The following is an 18,108-nucleotide window of genomic DNA, read 5'->3' on the forward strand; positions in this document are numbered from 1 at the left end:
GGTTCGATAAATTAAACGAAGTTAGCAATTGAAGCAGCTTTAGTTTATGCTTTGTGAGTGTCTACCCGATTTCTACCTGATATTTCCACAACTATTTTTTAAGCTGATATTCTGAATAACTCCTCGGAACACCACATAGCAAAATTTCCCCGAACCAAATACATAATTTGGTTTGGGGGGTTTTGACTTAAACTAATAAAAATCCTCTTCCATGTTGCTAACAATAAAGTTGGAGGTCTTCTATGAGACATCACACTATTGATGGAAACTCGAATTTATCTCAATCCAGCTTGAGCGAAAACTCACCCGATAACGTTGGGCGAAAAGAATTATATTTATTATTACTAATAGCTGTCGTCATGGGATTTTCTGGAGATTATTGGTTTAACCATCACCAATTGCCCTGGCAATCCTCTGATACTCCAACAACGGTGTCAACACCAACACCAGCAAAATCTCTGGAATTGAAGCGATCGCGCCCTACTAACTTATTCGTGTGATTATTATAGTGGTCGAATTTAATGAGTAGCCAATTGATTGTCAAGTTTAAAATCAAGATGGCACGCATGGGGCAGATTTTTTGGAAGCGCCTCTCCCATAAGCTTTTGCCCACTAAACGCCTTGCAATGGTGCAAGCTTGTCTGATTGGTTTAGTCTCTGGATTGGCTGCTGTCTTGTTAGGGCAAGGCGTGGGATTGTTAGGTGGGTGGCGACAGCAAATATCCCATCAGTTTCCAGCTTTGTTGGCACTGCCGATAATTGGCTTAGTGGGCGGATTTCTCGCAGGCTGGTTGGTGGAGCGCATCGCCCCTGAAGCTGCTGGTAGCGGCATGTCGGAAGTAAAAGCGGTGCTGGCAAAGGTGCCCATGCCTCTCAACTTGCGAATTGCTTTGGTGAAATTGGTCGGTGCAACACTGGTGCTAGCATCTGGGATGCCCTTGGGGCGGGAAGGGCCTACAGTGCAAATTGGTGCAGCCTTAGCCAATCAGTTTAGTCACTGGTTTCCCACCTCCCCTGAACACCGTCGCCAACTGATTGCAGCCGGAGCCGGGGCGGGACTGGCGGCGGCCTTTAATGCCCCGATTGCTGGGGTATTATTTGTTGTCGAAGAACTTTTGCAAGATGTCTCTGACATCACCTTGGGAACGGCAATCCTGGCTTCATTTATTGGTTCTGTTGTTGCCCGTATTTGTGACACCCATAGTTTAGATTTAAATCTGCATCTAGCGGCTGCCAATACCAGCTTTTATGTGTCGGAAATACCCTTTTACCTGCTGTTGGGAATTTTGGCAGGGGTTGGGGGCGTACTGTTCAATCGCGGAGTTCTCGCCAGTTTGGGTTTAAGTCGTCGCTTTCTCAAAATCAGCTTACCTTGGCGGATGGGACTGGCTGGATTAGTGACGGGATTGGTATTTGCTTGCCTTCCCTTATTATTTCGGGACAACGCTGGATTACGGGAACTGTTGCTGACGGGTGAAGCAAACTGGCAATTAGTGGCGCTAGTTTTCTTTGTTCAGTTCCTACTTATCATCTTTACCTACGCTTCTGGTGCGCCTGCTGGATTGCTGGTTCCCACTCTAGGACTGGGAGCAGCTTTGGGTTATTTGGTAGGAACCTTAGAATACCACTTCCTCGCTTTGAGTTTGGCGACAACCTATGCACGAGTGGGGATGGGGGCATTTTTCTGTGGGGTGGCGCGAGTTCCAATTACGGCAGTCATCATCGTGTTTGAGATGACAACCGACTTTAATTTGGTGTTACCGCTGATGATTGTTTCGGTAACTGCTTATTTGGTGGCGGAATCCCTAGAAACGGGGTCACTATATGACCATCTGTTAGAGTTTAAGGGCATTCATTTGCCAGAAGAAGCCAATCCCCAAGCACCTTGGACGCAACTAACCGCAGCCAATGTTATGCAACCGAGTGTGGAAACTCTGGGGAGCCGGATGAGTTGGGATGAGGCATTGCAGGCATTTTCCCAATCCTCCCACCGCCACTTTCCAGTATTGGAAAAGGGTAAATTGGTCGGAATCTTAACCCAACAAGATATCACAAATCTCTCCCGAACAGGTTTAACTGAGCATCCTACTGTGTCCCAAGTGATGACTCCAGAACCAGTAACTACCTGTCCTAGTGATACCCTTGCCCATGTACTGCACTTGCTCAACCGTTACAAGATTAACTGTTTACCAGTTGTGCAAGGAAACCGCTTGGTGGGTATCATTACCCGTAGTGATATTATTCGGGTGCAAGCTGCCTATTTCAATGGTTCCGAAGATTTGGTAGGTTCTAAATCCGAACCATCCCGCGTGATTTACCATAGTAGTGCGCCGGAAACTGGACAGGGAAGGTTACTGGTGCCATTGAGTAACCCGAAAACAGCAGGTATGCTCTTGGAAATGGCGATGGCAATTGCCCGCGATCGCCATTATGAAATAGAATGTCTGCATATTATTGTTGTCCCCCCTCACAAGATTCTTGCAGAAACTCAAGTGAGTATCAAGGCAGCTATGGGCCCACTGGGGCAAGCAATGCGTTTAGGACGGACATGGCATATCCCAGTACATACCCAAATTCGAGTTGCTCACGACTTGTCAGAAGCAATTTTACAAACTATCAAAGACCGTCATATTAATTTCATGCTAATGGGTTGGAAAGGCAGCACAGCCACACCGGGAAGGGTCTTCAGTCGGGTAGTAGATACAATTATCCGCCAAGCAGCCTGTGATGTGGTGTTAGTCAAGCTGAATAAGCAAACCCACTTGGAACGCTGGTTAGTGCCGATAGCGGGTGGCCCCAATGCCCAGCAGGCAATTCAACTGCTTCCAGCACTAACTTCACTGAGTAAAACTCCAGTGGTCAACTTATGTCAAGTGTTTGAACCAAATAAAGCCGAAGCGGATACAACAACTCTCAAAAAAGCTGCTGATTTTCTCAAGCAACGGCTCAATGGTTTAGTAACAATTGCTCCACTCTATGCAAATTCTGTGCCAGAAGCCGTCTTAGATTGTGCTAGACGCAACCAGAGTGATGTGATTATTTTGGGAGCTTCTCGTGAGGGAATGTTGCAGCAAGTAGTGCATGGTAATATCCCAGCAACTATCTCCCGCAATAACAACCAAACTGTGATTTTGGTACGTGCAGCATCTGCTATTGGAGAAGGTAATTAATCTCCTTTTAACGGGTGAGGAACGGGCGGAAGTTGGGCGACAAAAGCGGGAGAAAATTGTAGATAAATTGCGACTCAACGCTTTAGAGGTTGTTTGAAAAGTGTTTGGCTGTGAGATTTTAGGCACTTATTGATCCCCCCTAACCCCCCTTAAAAAGAGGGAAACCGGAGTCCGGAGTCAAAGTCCCCCAATTTATCGGGGGATTTAGAGGGATCTAAGATTTTTGATACCAACAAGAGGACTTTTCAAACATCCTCTTAGAAATTGACCCCGAAATATGGGATTAGGAAACATTCTCGTCTACTAATAATACATCTTCATATATAGCTGCGTAGGCGTAGCCCGCCGCAGGCATCGCGCAACGAAAATCAACGCTAGCTAAATGCACTTCTTGTTCTTTTTCATAAGGGTAAAGTACCCAATGTCCTTCCTCATTCCGGCGGAAGCATTCTCCACTCATTTGCTGTGGTGAAATTAGCACATATTCTTGTAGTGATTCTAAGTGTCGGTAATTAGCAAATTTCTTCCCTCTATCATAGCCTTCTGTTGACTCAGAAAGCACTTCGATAATTAAGCAAGGATAAGATTTAAAATATTCAGATTCTCTATCTCGTGTATCGCAAGTCACCATCACATCAGGATAGAAATAGCGATTTATCACATCAATTTGTGCTTTCATGTCTAACATATAGACACGGCAACCACTACCCCGGAGATGGTTTCGCAACAGCATAGATACATTCATGCTAACAGTGACATGAGCATCACTTGCCCCTGCCATTGCGTAGACTTGCCCATCAATATACTCGTGTTTGATTTCACTAAATTTCTCGCCTTCTAAATATTCTTGTGGCAAGATATAGTACTCATTTTGACTAATGGCCATTTTAGTAGCTTAGTAGTTTTGTCAAACAATTTTAACCCATAGAACAAATTTAATGAGCGACAGCACCACCAGTTGGCTTCACCTTTTTTAAGAATAAAACGGCAAGTCCACTGAGTAATAAAGCAATGCCAATAAAGTAGAAACAATCGTTAAAAGCCATTACAAATGCTTCCCGGCGGACTATATTAGATATAGATGCGATCGCTTCATTTTGAGCGGTACTTAAATCTGCTCCCCGACTGACAAAATACTGTGTCATCTGGTCTAGTCGCTGTTGAGTTTCTGGGTTATATAAAGATACTCCATCACCCAATCTATTCGAGTGAAATTGCTCTCTGTTACTTAATAAAGTTGCTAAAGATGCAATTCCTAGAGAACCGCCCAGATTCCGCATCATATTAAATAAACCACTTGCTGAACCTGCTTCTTGTTGACTCAATCCAGCAGTGGCGATAGAACTAAGCGGCACCATAATTAAAGGTTGTCCCATTGCCCGCACAAATTGCGACCAACGTAACTGCTCTAATCCAGTTTCATTAGTCATTCCAGAGTTCATAAATGCACTGATGGAAAACAAAGTCACACCCACAGCCACCATTAATCGCACATCAATACGTTGCATCAATTTGGGTATGAGGGGAATAATAAACAGTTGGGGAATCCCAGCCCAAATTAATACTTCACCAATTTGCAACGCATTGTATTTTTGAATTTGGGCAAGATACAGAGGTAAAATATAAATTGAACCATACAATCCTATTCCCAGTGATACATTGACAATACTCGCTAAACCAAAGTTCCGCCGAAAGACAAGCCGTAAATTAATAAATGGTTGTTTACGAGTTAATTCAATATAGAAAAATATCGCCAAAAAAATTGCCGCGATTACACTTAAACGTATAATCAATGCTGAACCAAACCAATCTTTCCGGCTACCTTCTTCTAAAACAACTTGTAGGGAACCTAACCCAATAGCCATTGCAATAATTCCCCACCAATCGCCTTGTTTCAATAAATTAATTTGGGGACGTTCTTGCTTAATTCCATACCAAACACCAGCTAGCATTAATGTCCCTGGAATTACATTTATATAAAAGTTGTATTCCCAACCAAAGTTTTCTGTTAACCAACCTCCCAATGTCGGGCCAATTGAGGGTGCAAAAACTGCACTAAACCCAAATGCAGCCAGCCCAATTGATTGCTTAGATTGAGGTAAAGTCGTTAATACAACTGTCATAGCGGTGGGAATTAATACTCCTCCACTAAAACCTTGTAAGACCCGAAATAAAATCATGGAATTGAGATCCCACGACCAACCACAGCATATAGAAAAGAAAATAAATAATGCAGTATTGACTAACAGATAACGTTGCAGAGAAAACACCCGTGATAACCATCCTGTTAAAGGGATTACCACAATTTCTGCTACGAGATACGCGGTAGAAATCCAAGAACCTTCTTCTAAAGTTGCTCCTAAACTTGCTTGAATATCTTGCAATGAAGCATTAGTTATTTGAATATCCAATACCGCCATAAATGCACCAAGCATACTGGCTAATACACCAATCCAGGTTTTTAGCGGTACACGTTCTGGTGGTAGAGCAGGATTTTGCCCTTGCTGACGAATTACACCTGTATTAGCCATAGTGTTGTTCCAGTTCCAAGGTTAAGTAGTAAAAAATCTATTATTAAATCTTATCTTTCTCTCTGCACGGCGAAATTAAAATATGAATACTATAGAAAAGCTCATTATAGAGGTTCTCGCTTGGGTGCAGTACAGTTTTGACCTCTCTCCTTTTAGGAGCTACGGTGTACACACAAGTCGAAAAAAGCTCGATTTCTCATTTCTCCTTGTTCTCTCGTTCCCATGCAAAGCTAGGAATGGTTGATTAGAGGCTGCTGCCTCCAGTCAGATATTGAGTCAGAGACTCAATGAATGCATTCCTCATGCAGAGCATGGGAACGAGTCAAGCCTAATTCAAGCTAGGTTTTTAGGACTTGTGTGTACACCGTAGCTCCTAAAAGGAGAGAGGCTTTGAATCTTACTCCCCAACGCTAGTAGAGAAGGGGTTGGGGGTTAGGTCTGTATTAGACTCAATTGCAAACTGGTGTAACATAAATCTAAATTTAACTTCGGTTATCTATCTTAAACTTCCTGAGTTGTGACAATGCCCTTTTGCTCATAAATTGGACGCATTATTTTCCTTAAAGCAGGCAACTGTCTGCTAAAAATAATCGACCCTAAAACACAAGCTATCCCATCAATCATTAAAGTGTTGGTAGCACCAATATGACTTGCTAATATACCTCCTAATAAATTACCCACGGGAATCATCCCCAAAAATGACATTGTGTATAAGCTCATCAATCGCCCGCGTTTGTCATCCTCAACAATTGTTTGTAAAAATGTGTTGCTAGCAGCAATTTGGAGAATTGTACCCAAGCCAACAAATAACATTGTAAATAAAGAAAGTGGTAAAAACCGAGAAAAAGAAAAGGCAATTAGACCAATTCCTAAAATTGCTGGAGCTAAGGCAATAAATTTCCCAATTCCCAAGATTGTTTGGCGCGTAGCTAGATAAATACCACCAGTTAAGGCTCCAACTCCAGATGCCGCCATCAAAAACCCCAAAGTTTCTGCACCACCTTTGAGAACTTGTTCGGCAATCACTGGGACGAGAATAGTATTTTGCAGTCCCATGAGGCTGACTAAAGCTGATAGCAATAGGATGGATCGAATGGGTGGGAAGCTAAAGGCATATACAAATCCCTCTTTGACTTTTTGCAAGGGATTACCGTCATTTACCGAATTTTTCCAAGGTTTAACTTTCATTGCCAATAAAGCGGCGATTACAGCAATGTAGCTCAAACCATCAAATAAAAAACAATAGCCAGTTCCAACGCGAGCAATTAATAAACCCCCGATCGCAGGGCCAATTAATCGCGCACCGTTGATCATCGTGGAATTAATAGCGATCGCATTGGCTAAATCTTCTCTGTGTTCAACCAATTCTGGCACAAATGCTTGGCGGGCTGGCGCATCTAAGGCGTTAATCAATCCTTGAAACAAACTCAAGACGATGATGTGCCATACCTGAATCACACCAGTTAGCGCCAGCACTGCTAATATTAACGATTGAATCATCGCCAAGACTTGCGTACCAATTAAGGTACGATACCGAGAAAACCGATCTACAAACACTCCACCAAAGGGAGCTAAAAAAAAGCTAGGAATTTGACTCGAAAATCCCACAACTCCCAGCATTAATGGCGAGTTTGTTAAGTTATAAACTAGCCAAATCGTGGCAAGTTGCGTCATCCACGTCCCAATTAGGGAAATACCTTGTCCAGCAAAAAACAGCTGGTAGTTTTTTGACCTCAATGCAGGTAGTAGCGGTTTTTTCATGTAAGGTTTGTTTTATACCAATCTGCTCTCACAAATATCATCTCACCTCATCTTTATACGCCTCTCTATAGATGTAGGAGAATGTCATAGCAAGAAAGAGGTTTTTCACCTGTTTGCAGGCAATTTGGTATTACTTTACTTCCACAGCAACTTCCGCAGACATCCCCGGAGTAATCCGCGATTCGTACCCTTGAATGCTCTTTTGGTCGAAAACTATTTTGACTGGGATGCGCTGTACCACTTTAGTAAAGTTACCTGTAGCATTATCCGGTGGCAATAAGGCAAACTGAGCGCCGGAAGCTGGCGAAACACTGTCAACACGACCAATAAAGGTGTGATTAGGGAAAGTATCCAGCTTGATTTCTACAGCCTCTCCTGGCCGCATCTTTTCTAATTGAGTTTCTTTGAAGTTCGCAACTACCCAATAGTTGTTATCTACGATCGCCATTAATGGTGTTCCCGATTGGACTCGGTTGCCAATTTCCACGTTTTTCTTACCGACTCGTCCGGCACTGGGAGCGGTAACATTGGCATAGGATAGTTGTAATTGTGCGTCTTTGAGCGATGCTTCTGATTGCGCGATCGCAGCTTTTGCCGCATCGTATTGACTACGTTTTACTGTTGTATCTTGTCCGCCGGCGGTAGCTTGTTGCAATCCTCCCTTAGATGCTGCCAATTTAGCTTGGGCGTTGGTGACATTTTCTTGCGCCTGTGCTAGTTGAGACTGGGCTTTGGCGACACCAACTTTGGCGGAAGCTAACTTAGCTTGGGCTTCTTCTACTCCCTGAATAGCAGCGTTTTTTTGTGCCGTTGCCACATCATAAGTTGCCTTGGCTGCGTCTAGCTGCTGACGAGCGATCGCACCTGTTTTATACAACTGGTTGTAACGATTGTAATCTGTTTGAGCTTTTTCCAAATTCGCATTTACTTGCGCTACCTGCGCTTGCGCGGCGGGAATCCCCGCTTGGGCCAGTCTAACTTCAGCTTGCGCCGCCGGTATCCCAGCTTGGGCTTCTTGTACTGCTGCTTGGGCTGTGGAAATTGCTGCTACCGCACCGCTAACATCCCCCTGCGCTTGACTTGTCTTACCAGTGGTAGTTTGTGAAGTTAAGGCAATATTTGCTTGGGCGGCTTGCGCCTGTCCACGCGCATTTTCTAGGGCAGCGGCTGCTTGTTGTACCTTACTTTCATAGTCCCGTGGATCTAACTTCACTAATAATTGTCCCGGTTGCACCAGTTGGTTATCATTCACAAGCACCTGACTTACAGTTCCGGGAATGCGGCTACTAACTTGGTGAATGTTTCCGGCAACGGTGGCGTTGTCTGTTTCCTGGTGGGTAGAGGCGTATTGCCAGTAGTGATAACCAAAAGTCCCGGCGGCGATCGCACCCACGCCTAATCCTGCCAAAATTAAACCAGTCGGTTTTTTCCGCTTCGGTTTCGCTGGAACTTCTTTCTCGATCTCAGGAGTTACAACAGGCGCTTCTGCTGTTGCGGATGTTTCTGCGGTAAGAATTTCTAAAGTCTCTGAATCAGGAATCACTTCTTTTTCTAAAACTGGGGTTTTGTGTCCGTTGCGTCCGTTAAGAGTATTACCACCCATGATTGTTACCTCGCTTGCTCGTTCAATAATTTGATTGATAGTCGTTTATTTAGAATGCGTAGTATTTCCTGAAAAAAATCTTCTTTCCTTAGTATGCGTAATATTATCTCAAAACAAATCCTGATGTCACTTCCCCCGGTCGGGTGATTATGGGACTATCTTTTAGGAGAGGTTAGCGATCGCCCGATTCAAGATTTGGGAAAACACTTCCCGATCAGCAAAGGAAATACCGTCCATCGCTTCATCACGTACTGCTGCGGCGATTGGTGGTAAGACAGCTTCTAGTTCCTTTCCTGCATCCGTTAGCCAGATCCGCCAGATGCGGCGATCGTGGGTGTCGCGTTCTCGACGTACCAAGCTGCGTTCTTCCATCCGATCTAGTACGCCTGTTAAAGTCCCTCCCACTTGTTTGAGTTTGTCCCCAATACTAGAAGTAGGTAAACCATCTTCTTGCCACAAACAGCACAACACCAGCCAGTGAAATGGCGTAAGTCCAAACGGTTCTAGCCTTTCAGTAAACTTGCGACTCAGCAGTTGTGAGACTAATTTGATTCTGTAGCCCAAATTGTATGGTGCCAGATTTTGCTGCCACGAATCTAAAGCTGGGGAGTGATTAGATGTAGAAACCATTTAGCAAAATACTTAGTGTGCGTACTATTATCATAACTAGATTAATGTTTTTTAGCAATAGTTGCTTTGTATCTGTCTTAGAGAAGAAGTTGAATCAACTGGTACTCTTTGACAGTGCCGATAATGCGGTGAGGTCTAGATAATTTAGGTAACTGGTCAGTATAGATCCAAGCATAGCTCAAAGCTGGTATTTGGGAAACAGAGGCTACTTGTTGAGCATGAATAGAAAGATAGAAATAAAGCAGTACTTCGGTTTTCTGGTCTATTTGCACATAGTAAGTCGGATGAGATTGGAGAATTGAGGCGATCGCACTTTGTTGTAAAAAAGTTTTCAAAACAGGATTATAGTCACTTAACAGCCCTATGCTACCCATCGCCGCCAAAGCTAGCCAACAGGGAATTAACCAACCTGCAATCCAGTAACGAGCCGTAAGAAACTTTTTGCCAAAGTGGTAACGACTAATCCACACCACAGGTAAAATTAACCAACCCAAGCCCATAGCCAAGCCAATAGTTGCATACTTGCGAATATCAGAACTACCCCAACTAATAACGCCAACACTCGCTATAACAAGTAAAACACCTAACCCACCAAAGCCATAACTGAGATTCCGAGGAAGATTCTTCCTTGCAAAAAGATTTAATATATTTATTTTACCTTTTTGAAGAGGTAATTGTGAGGGAATGCCTATCTGGTAAATATTGCCTAACCAGTTTAAACCCACAGATGCAAACAAAGCTAGGAACGGATAAAGGCAAAGACCATAATGAGGGAAACGAGTTCTAAAAATACTAATTTCACAAAATAGGACAAGTGGAAAACCAACTAATATTAACTGGTAACGATAAATAGGACGACGGACAGTCAAAAACAAACCTAAAATCCCGAAAAAAGCCCAAGGAAATGTATTTAAAGCAATATTCCAGACATAGAACAGTAGTCCATTATTGTAATGGTTATCAGAACCTAGCTGCCCAACAAAATTGAGCAACTCCTCAAAACTCTGATTTCCGTAGTGTAACCAGTTTAACCACAGCCAAACACAGGTAGGTATTAAACCTACGAAAAAGCCTAAATACAAAATTGGGTTAGTAAGATGACGATGACGGCGATGTTCCCAAATTAAATAAGGCAATAAAGCTATAATTGGCAAAAAAATCATAAAGCTTCTGATTAAGAAGCCTAAACCTAAACTTAAACCAGCTATAAAACTCCAAAAATAGCGATATTTAGGATGTAATTCCGTTTTTATTAAAGACCAAATAGCTAAAAGTACCAAAAAAATCATCGGTACATCAGGTGTACTTAAGCGGCAATATTGCAGCCAGAAAAATTCCACACTTAAAATTGCAGCAGCTAGCCAAGCTAATTTTTTACCTAGCATAATTTTGCCGATTTCATACACAAGGCATAAACTAAAAATGCCAGCAATCATACTAGGAATACGCGCACTAGCATCACTGAGACCAAACAGCTTGTAGAAACTAGCAATTAACCAATAAGGACCAGGGGTTTTATGATGTGCTCTTTCCCAAGGATCTATCCAATTACCAGAATCAAACATCAGACGTGCACGCGATGCGTAAAGCGCTTCATCATGTGCCATCAGACTATTGTGCCCAGAAGTAAATAATAATAAGGGCAGTGTCCAAACTAACAAACTAAAATAGGGTAATGATCCGACTAAGCGGATTTGTCGCCAAATATGCTGCAAGAAGTGTAGTTTATATAACATTGAATTGATAGAATTGAATGCTGCTATTTAGACTCTTTATCTTAAATTCAAGGGTTAAATACCCCTTGACTGTGGATACTAAACGCTACGTCTATACGTAGTTTTTGTTTCAGTCGGGGTTTAAATCTCCTTATGTAACTCTCTTCTCTACAAGACGCTGCGCGAACAATTTTGAATGCATGAATTTTGAATGCATGAATTTTTATGTGTCCTGCTGTTATTAAAATATGTTACATAGTGATTGTTAAAAAATACCTGAAATTGCCACAATTTTCCGAAAAAATTCTCCAAAACAGAGATTTATGCAGTTAAGACCGAATCAACGCCTGAAATTAGACGACACAGACGATAAGTTGTTCTATGCCTATCCCCGCTTCGTCACCCATGTCGATGAAGGATTTATTCAACAGCTAACGGATTTATATCGCGATCGCCTGAAACCCAACACCCGCATTTTTGATATGATGAGCAGTTGGGTGTCTCATCTGCCAGAAGAGATGCAGTTTTCTCATGTGGAAGGACACGGACTCAATGGTGAGGAACTAGCACGTAATCCCCGCTTAAATCATTACTTTGTGCAAAATCTTAACGAAAATCCGCAGTTACCTTTACCAGATGAAGATTTTGATGCTGTTCTCAATTGCGTATCTGTGCAGTATGTGCAATATCCAGAAGCAGTATTTTCCGAAATTTATCGCATCCTGAAACCCGGTGGTGTCGCAATTATCAGCTTTTCTAACCGCATGTTTTTTGAAAAGGCAATTCAAGCTTGGCGAGAGGCTTCAGAAGTAGAGCGAGTGGAATTAATCAAAGCCTACTTCGCCTCAGTTCCAGGATTTACAACCGCAGAAGTTATAGCTCATAAGTCAACATTACCGAATTTCTTACAGTGGTTGGGTGCAGCTGGAGGAGACCCATTTTATGCCGTCATAGCTTACCGCAGTTAAGCCAAATAGTCACTAGTTTCAAGCGAGTGACTAAATCTTTTCTCCACTGGTGAGTTCGTTTGGATGGGAGCGATGGAAAGTGGCGCACTAGAAAAAATCATGCTTTCTCAAGTTGCTATTTTGCGAGAACAAATGAGCAGCACAACTGTTAGCAACAAAGCTTTATTAAAGTAAAATTCAAGTCAATTTTACGCAGGGGTTAAAGACTACTTGCTGCCTCAGGAAGCACTACATAATAAATAGACCTCTTGCGCGAATGCAAAACTACGCTCAACCCCTAACCCCTTCTCCCAATTTTGCGAGAAGGGGAGGTAATTTCAAAGTCCCTCTCCCAAGGATGGGCTACGGTGTACACACAAGTCGAAAAAAGCTCGATTTCTCATTTCTCCTTGTTCTCTCGTTCCCATGCAAAGCTAGGAATGGTTGATTAGATGCTGCTGCCTCCAGTCATCTCATGTCCGCATAATTAGTTACGATTCCCACACTCATTGCACCCCACCCCGCCAAAGCTATGCTTTGTCTCCCCTCCCCGCTTGCGGGGAGGGGATTAAGGGGTGGGGTTCTTCGGGTTTAATAAGCAATCAAGCGGACATGATATCAGATATTGAGTCAGAGACTCAATGAATGCATTCCTCATGCAGAGCATGGGAACGAGTCAAGCCTAATCAAGCTAGGTTTTTAGGACTTGTGTGTACACGGTAGCCCTAATTGGGAGAGGGATTTAGGGTGAGGGCTTTTGATTCATGCAAGAGGTCTAATAATTTTAGATTTTGGATAATAGAATTGTTCTCGCATTTAAATTCGGGGGCAACTCTTACAAGACACGCAAGGGACAGACCTTTTTAAATTTTAAATTTTGAATTCCCTTATCCAAAATTTAAAATCTAAAATTCGGTCAAGCTGTATTGCCTATTTCCCCGTCTGCGGTTGCTCCCGTTGCTTACCATACTCCCGCAGCTGCTTCAAGAGGTCTTCTTGGGATGAGTTAGGGATAGACGGACTGGGGGTTGGTTGAGGGTTGGTGTCGATACTAACAAAATTAGCAGGTGAGGGATTAATTACGTAGACAGGTAGGGACTTGTCATTAGACATCGCCTGTTTGGTTGGTGCTGGCGTAGGAATTAGATTCTTTGGTTTGCTCACAGCAGCTTTTACCGAATCTAGAGTCGTAGCAACTTGCACTTGTTGCTGCATCTGTTGTGTAGAAGATACTAAACCACTTAGACCATTCACTAATTGCCGCAAATTTTTTCGGAAAGTAGGATCACCTGTCAACTCATCCAAATCAGATGTAATTTTTTGGCTATTTTCAAACGTTACTCGTGCTGAATCTAAAGTTTGTTGCAGCAGCACCACATTCTTTGGATCATTTAAGGTTTTAGAAGCATCGCGTAAATTAGCTGAGGCTTGCGCTGCATTTGCTGAAAGAGTTTCTAAATTGTTGAGTAATTCTCCTTGAGTCAATCTATTGATAGATGGTGATAAGCTAGTGACTGTAACACGCAGTTGGTTGCTGGTTTCGGTGATATTGTTCAAAGCACCAACCAGCACCGAACGATTTGTTGTCAACAGATTATCCAGGTTGTTCAGCAAATGATTTGCTTGAGTTGCAGTTGCACCGAATTTATTTACTGTTTGAGTCGCGGATGCATTAAATTGGTTTGTCGCTCGCTGTATTGAATTAGCAGTGGCTGAAAAGGTATTTAGTTGTTGTCGCAAGCTTTTGGTCAAACCTTGTAAATCCTGACTTAGCTCAGTAAAACTTGTTGCTGCGCCTGTGGTAGTTTCTAGAACCCTATTGACATTTCTATAAAATTTTGGGTCATTGTATACACCAGCTAGCTCAGTTGAACTGCGAATTAGTTCATCAACACTGATCCCAACCTGACCTTTTAACCGAGAGCCATTACAGACTATGAGACTAGTATCACAATTTTTATCTAGGGGTTTAGCAAGCACAACCCCAGCAGGTAAGGTTGCTTTTGGTGTGATTTCGATAATACTTTCGCTAATTAATCCGCTTTGATTAGCTTCCACCACTACATTCCGGGGGATAATTAGGTCAGTTTGGGCAATTTCAATCTCTACATCAATGGTATTTGGCCCTGGTCGAACCTGCGAAATAGTTCCTACCTTAAAGCCACGATAGCGAACTGGTGATCCCTTTTGCATTCCGCCAGCGTTAGCAAATTCCACAATAACTTTGTATGAACGGCCAGCAGCAGTGAATCTATTTAACCACAAAAAGAGTAATCCAAATACCCCTAGTCCTAGCAGGAGTAATAACCCCACAGAGCCTTCTCTAAATGTTCGCCCAGACGCGAAGCGGCTTGTCATAAGTCCTCGCATTTTTTTGCCTCCACCAACAACCAATTAGGAGTTAGGAGTGAGGAGTTATAAGTTGAATTTAACTCATAACTCCTCACTTTATAACTCTTCACTTTTAAGTTTCTAGCCGACGACTTGAATCGGTCCTTGCACACTTCCACTCATAAATTGTCTGATCAACGGATTTTCTGTGTTGTATATCTCACTAACTGTACCCTGCCACTGCACTCTACCTTCATAGAGAAATATAAGTCTATCAGATGTACGGCGCATAGTACTGTCTTGGTGGGTAACAACGGCATAGGTACTACAAACTCCATGTAAACATTGCAAATAGCGGATTAAATCTTCGATTACTGTTGAGGCAATGGGATCAAGTCCGGCTGTCGGTTCATCGTATAGTAGAACTTCTGGCCCTTCTGTGGGATTATCGGGGTTAGACATAATCGCCCGAGCAAAACTTACCCGTTTTCGCATTCCCCCAGAAAGTTCGGCTGGGTAGAGATTGGCTATGTCTGGCAAACCTACCATCTCCAATTTTTCTTTTACCAAATCTCGAATGCGCGATCGCCGTAGCTTTGAATTTTGATAAAGTAAAAATCCCACATTCTCCTCCACCGTCAGCGAATCAAATAGCGCCGCCTGCTGAAACACCATGCCAATGCCAACCTGCTGGCCACCATCCTCAATCAAACCGTCTCGCCGCACTCCTTGTACATAAATTTCTCCTTCATCGGGACTAAGTAACCCCGCGATTATCCGTAAAATTGTTGATTTACCAGTCCCTGATGGGCCAATAATCCCCAGTGCTTCTCCCCGGTAAATGGTCAAGTCTACATTATCTAGAACTTTATGGCTACCAAAGGACTTAGAAACACCTTTCAGTTCAATCAATGGTTCAGTCATTAGTTATTAGTCATTGGTCATTGGTGAGCCAGTAGCTTAGGTGGGTTCCCCAATTTGTACCCCTACAAGCAAGCTAGCTACGCGTAGCGGACGCACCAGAAGGAGCATTACACGGAGAGTCATTAGTCAGTAGAAAATAAACAAATGACTACTGACAAAGGACAAATATGCCCAATAGTGATGCCATAGTTATTGGTAGGGCATTGTATGGTACATTATAAGTATATGATTAGCATTCTGATTAGCAAACTTTATTTTTTTAGCATAATATTTAGTGATTTGCGATGTTTAAGTCCTAGAATCCCTTCAACGCAAAGCTGAGGAAGACACCGTAGTAATTTAACGTCTCAGTAAAGGGAAACTAAGACTCCAGTTCTCTGTGAACATCACCAAAGTTATATCATAATAGTATAAATCTACTAATGGGTGCTATAACTAATCAGAGAAAAGCTCTGACAATAAAAACTAATTAACAGGTTGATGCAAAATATAGTAATTATTTTTGATTTGTGAAAATCAATATATTCATATTAGCGACTTTTTAGATAAGTCAGAATGTTGTTATTGACGAATAATTAAGTAGGGCTATAAAAATATTTAGTTTACTACCATCCAAAGTTATTGGAATTAGCAGAGTTGGCAAGTGCCAAAATTATTCACTAATATTGTAACAATTACCGATAAAAATCAAAGTAGAGATTATGAGTAGCAACTTAGAGCAGTTTGCAAGTGATAATTCCTCTGGTATTTGTCCAGAAGCACTGGAATATATGATTAGGGCGAATCAAGGTAGTGTTCCAGCCTATGGAAATGATGAATGGACTCAAAAAGCCACAGATTATTTTCGGGAACTGTTTGAAATTGATTGTGAAGTATTTTTTACCTTTAACGGTACAGCCGCAAATTCTTTATCTTTAGCTGCCCTTTGTCAGTCATATCACAGCGTCATTTGTCATGAAACATCTCACATCGAAACAGATGAATGTGGCGCACCTGAATTTGCATCTAATGGCTCTAAACTGTTACTTGCTCAAGGTAAAAATGGCAAGTTAACATCAGAGGCAATAGAGGCTATTGTCACTAAACGTACTGACATTCATTATCCCAAACCTAAAGTGATTAGCATCACACAATCAACTGAATTAGGAACTTTATATTCTATTGAAGAACTTCTAAAAATTAAAGAAGTTGCGAAAAAGTATAACTTAAAGATTCATATGGATGGCGCTCGTTTTGCAAATGCAGTTGCCGCTATGAATAAAAGCCCTGCTGAAATTACTTGGAAAACTGGAGTGGATGTGTTGTGCTTTTGTGGTACAAAGAATGGAATGGCATTAGGTGAAGCCATTCTTTTCTTCAACAAAGACCTAGCAGAGGATTTTGATTATCGATGCAAGCAAGCAGGTCAGCTAGCCTCAAAAATGCGGTTTATCTCTGCTCCCTGGTTGGGTTTATTAGAAACTGGTGCTTGGCTAAAAAATGCCAGACATGCCAATCAATGTGCTGATTACTTAGAAAATCAACTATTAAACATAGAAGGTGTTGACTTGATGTTTCCTAGAGAAGCTAACGCCGTGTTTGTTAAACTACCAGAACAAGTTATTCACACCTTAAAAGCAAAGAACTGGCAGTTTTATACATTTATTGGTGTGGGAGGAGTACGTTTTATGTGTTCTTGGAACACAACAAAATCAAGGATTGATGAATTGATTGGTGATATTAAGAACGCAACTATTTACAAAAATTAAATAGGGAAAGTCTAAAATACTTAAATAAGTACAACAATCCTAAAACTGCCCCAACTTAAGCGATGTCTACGACGGGCTACGCTTACGCAATTAGTCATAACTGACAATGCAAATCCTTACTTAGTATGGAATTTTAACTGTACTTTTGATTGCTGCCACAATCCCAAATGCTTATTTTTGGCATTAGCTTCTGCAATTAAAAATTGGGTTTTGCTCTCGGAGCAATTTTGTAAAGATTCTCGGTCAACGACGGCATTACCTGACTCTACCAAAAGGAGATTTACTGACCGATTATCCACAAAGACTTCACCAACTGTGCCACCACTTTTGAGTTGTTCTGTGCTTCTAATCACGACAGGAGTTTGAGGTGGTAGCAGCTGTTTTAGCCTTTGTGTTGCTGCTAAACTATATGGCTGGTTAGTCGCTTCTGGTGCATTAATACACGCTAGCCTGATTGGAATTGTCTGTCCTGCATTATCTTTAACCAAAATGCTGTTCCCGTCTGCAACACCAACTACTGTAGCTAGCACCAAAATTAATTCAAGTAATTCCATTATTTTATCTGTAATATTTTATGCATAAATATAATTTTATTTCAATGCTTAGGTTGCTAGTGTGATTGAACTCACAAGTCATAAGTAAAAGTAATAGATATCGCCTGTAGTGGTAAAATGCATTTGCCAAGCGAGTGCGATCGCGTATACAGTAATCCTAAATTGTTTGTGAATACTCAAGTTAATAAATTTAA

At 42.0% G+C, this 18,108-nt stretch carries 13 protein-coding genes; 4 read left to right on the plus strand and 9 right to left on the minus strand.

The genetic code is table 11. The annotated features are described in order from the left end of the window. The first annotated feature begins 242 nt into the window (after positions 1-242). A complete protein-coding gene (locus V7K30_RS05765) occupies positions 243-500 on the plus strand; it encodes a hypothetical protein (RefSeq protein ID WP_334997963.1) in 258 nt (85 codons plus the stop codon). Between the two features lie 57 nt (positions 501-557). Further along, the gene (locus tag V7K30_RS05770; RefSeq protein WP_334998166.1) at positions 558-3,170 is read left to right on the plus strand and encodes a chloride channel protein; all 2,613 of its coding nucleotides are present in this window, start codon (positions 558-560) and stop codon (positions 3,168-3,170) included. A gap of 283 nt (positions 3,171-3,453) precedes the next feature. Here the strand turns inward: V7K30_RS05770 and V7K30_RS05775 are convergent, their stop codons facing one another. The 6 genes from V7K30_RS05775 to V7K30_RS05800 all read right to left on the minus strand — a co-directional run bounded on the left by V7K30_RS05775 (position 3,454) and on the right by V7K30_RS05800 (position 11,431). After that, positions 3,454-4,056 carry a Uma2 family endonuclease gene (locus tag V7K30_RS05775; RefSeq protein WP_334997965.1) on the minus strand — a complete coding sequence of 201 codons (603 nt, stop codon included), beginning with the start codon at positions 4,054-4,056 and terminating at the stop codon, positions 3,454-3,456. A 49-nt stretch (positions 4,057-4,105) separates the two neighbouring features. Continuing rightward, positions 4,106-5,701, minus strand: a complete 1,596-nt coding sequence (locus V7K30_RS05780; protein ID WP_334997967.1) for a DHA2 family efflux MFS transporter permease subunit — start codon at positions 5,699-5,701, stop codon at positions 4,106-4,108. Positions 5,702-6,202: 501 nt separating this feature from the next. Next, positions 6,203-7,462: an MFS transporter gene (locus tag V7K30_RS05785; RefSeq protein WP_334997969.1), complete on the minus strand. Its 1,260-nt coding sequence runs from the start codon at positions 7,460-7,462 to the stop codon at positions 6,203-6,205. Between the two features lie 130 nt (positions 7,463-7,592). Next, the gene (locus tag V7K30_RS05790) at positions 7,593-9,065 is read right to left on the minus strand and encodes an HlyD family secretion protein (RefSeq protein ID WP_334997971.1); all 1,473 of its coding nucleotides are present in this window, start codon (positions 9,063-9,065) and stop codon (positions 7,593-7,595) included. Between the two features lie 162 nt (positions 9,066-9,227). Continuing rightward, positions 9,228-9,695 carry a MarR family winged helix-turn-helix transcriptional regulator gene (locus tag V7K30_RS05795; protein ID WP_334997973.1) on the minus strand — a complete coding sequence of 156 codons (468 nt, stop codon included), beginning with the start codon at positions 9,693-9,695 and terminating at the stop codon, positions 9,228-9,230. A 77-nt stretch (positions 9,696-9,772) separates the two neighbouring features. Continuing rightward, a complete protein-coding gene (locus V7K30_RS05800; RefSeq protein WP_334997975.1) occupies positions 9,773-11,431 on the minus strand; it encodes a glycosyltransferase family 39 protein in 1,659 nt (552 codons plus the stop codon). 302 nt (positions 11,432-11,733) lie between these two features. On the opposite strand from V7K30_RS05800, the gene V7K30_RS05805 reads away from it, so the two are divergent. After that, positions 11,734-12,378, plus strand: a complete 645-nt coding sequence (locus tag V7K30_RS05805) for a class I SAM-dependent methyltransferase (protein WP_334997977.1) — start codon at positions 11,734-11,736, stop codon at positions 12,376-12,378. A gap of 909 nt (positions 12,379-13,287) precedes the next feature. On the opposite strand, the gene V7K30_RS05810 is transcribed toward V7K30_RS05805, so the two are convergent. Together V7K30_RS05810 and V7K30_RS05815 are read right to left on the minus strand one after the other, a co-directional pair. After that, positions 13,288-14,727, minus strand: coding sequence for an MlaD family protein (locus tag V7K30_RS05810; protein WP_334997979.1), 1,440 nt, complete (start codon positions 14,725-14,727; stop codon positions 13,288-13,290). Positions 14,728-14,829: 102 nt separating this feature from the next. Further along, positions 14,830-15,612 (minus strand): ABC transporter ATP-binding protein, encoded by a 783-nt coding sequence (locus tag V7K30_RS05815; protein ID WP_334997981.1) that lies wholly within the window; start codon positions 15,610-15,612, stop codon positions 14,830-14,832. Between the two features lie 701 nt (positions 15,613-16,313). Between V7K30_RS05815 and V7K30_RS05820 the strand changes: the two genes are divergently transcribed. Continuing rightward, positions 16,314-17,360 (plus strand): threonine aldolase family protein, encoded by a 1,047-nt coding sequence (locus V7K30_RS05820; RefSeq protein WP_334997983.1) that lies wholly within the window; start codon positions 16,314-16,316, stop codon positions 17,358-17,360. A 116-nt stretch (positions 17,361-17,476) separates the two neighbouring features. On the opposite strand, the gene V7K30_RS05825 is transcribed toward V7K30_RS05820, so the two are convergent. Further along, the gene (locus V7K30_RS05825) at positions 17,477-17,914 is read right to left on the minus strand and encodes a thermonuclease family protein (protein WP_334997985.1); all 438 of its coding nucleotides are present in this window, start codon (positions 17,912-17,914) and stop codon (positions 17,477-17,479) included. Between the last annotated feature and the right edge of the window lie 194 nt (positions 17,915-18,108).

The sequence above is a fragment of the Nostoc sp. genome (genome assembly GCF_036917655.1).
In the GTDB taxonomy this organism is placed as follows: Bacteria; Cyanobacteriota; Cyanobacteriia; order Cyanobacteriales; family Nostocaceae; genus Nostoc.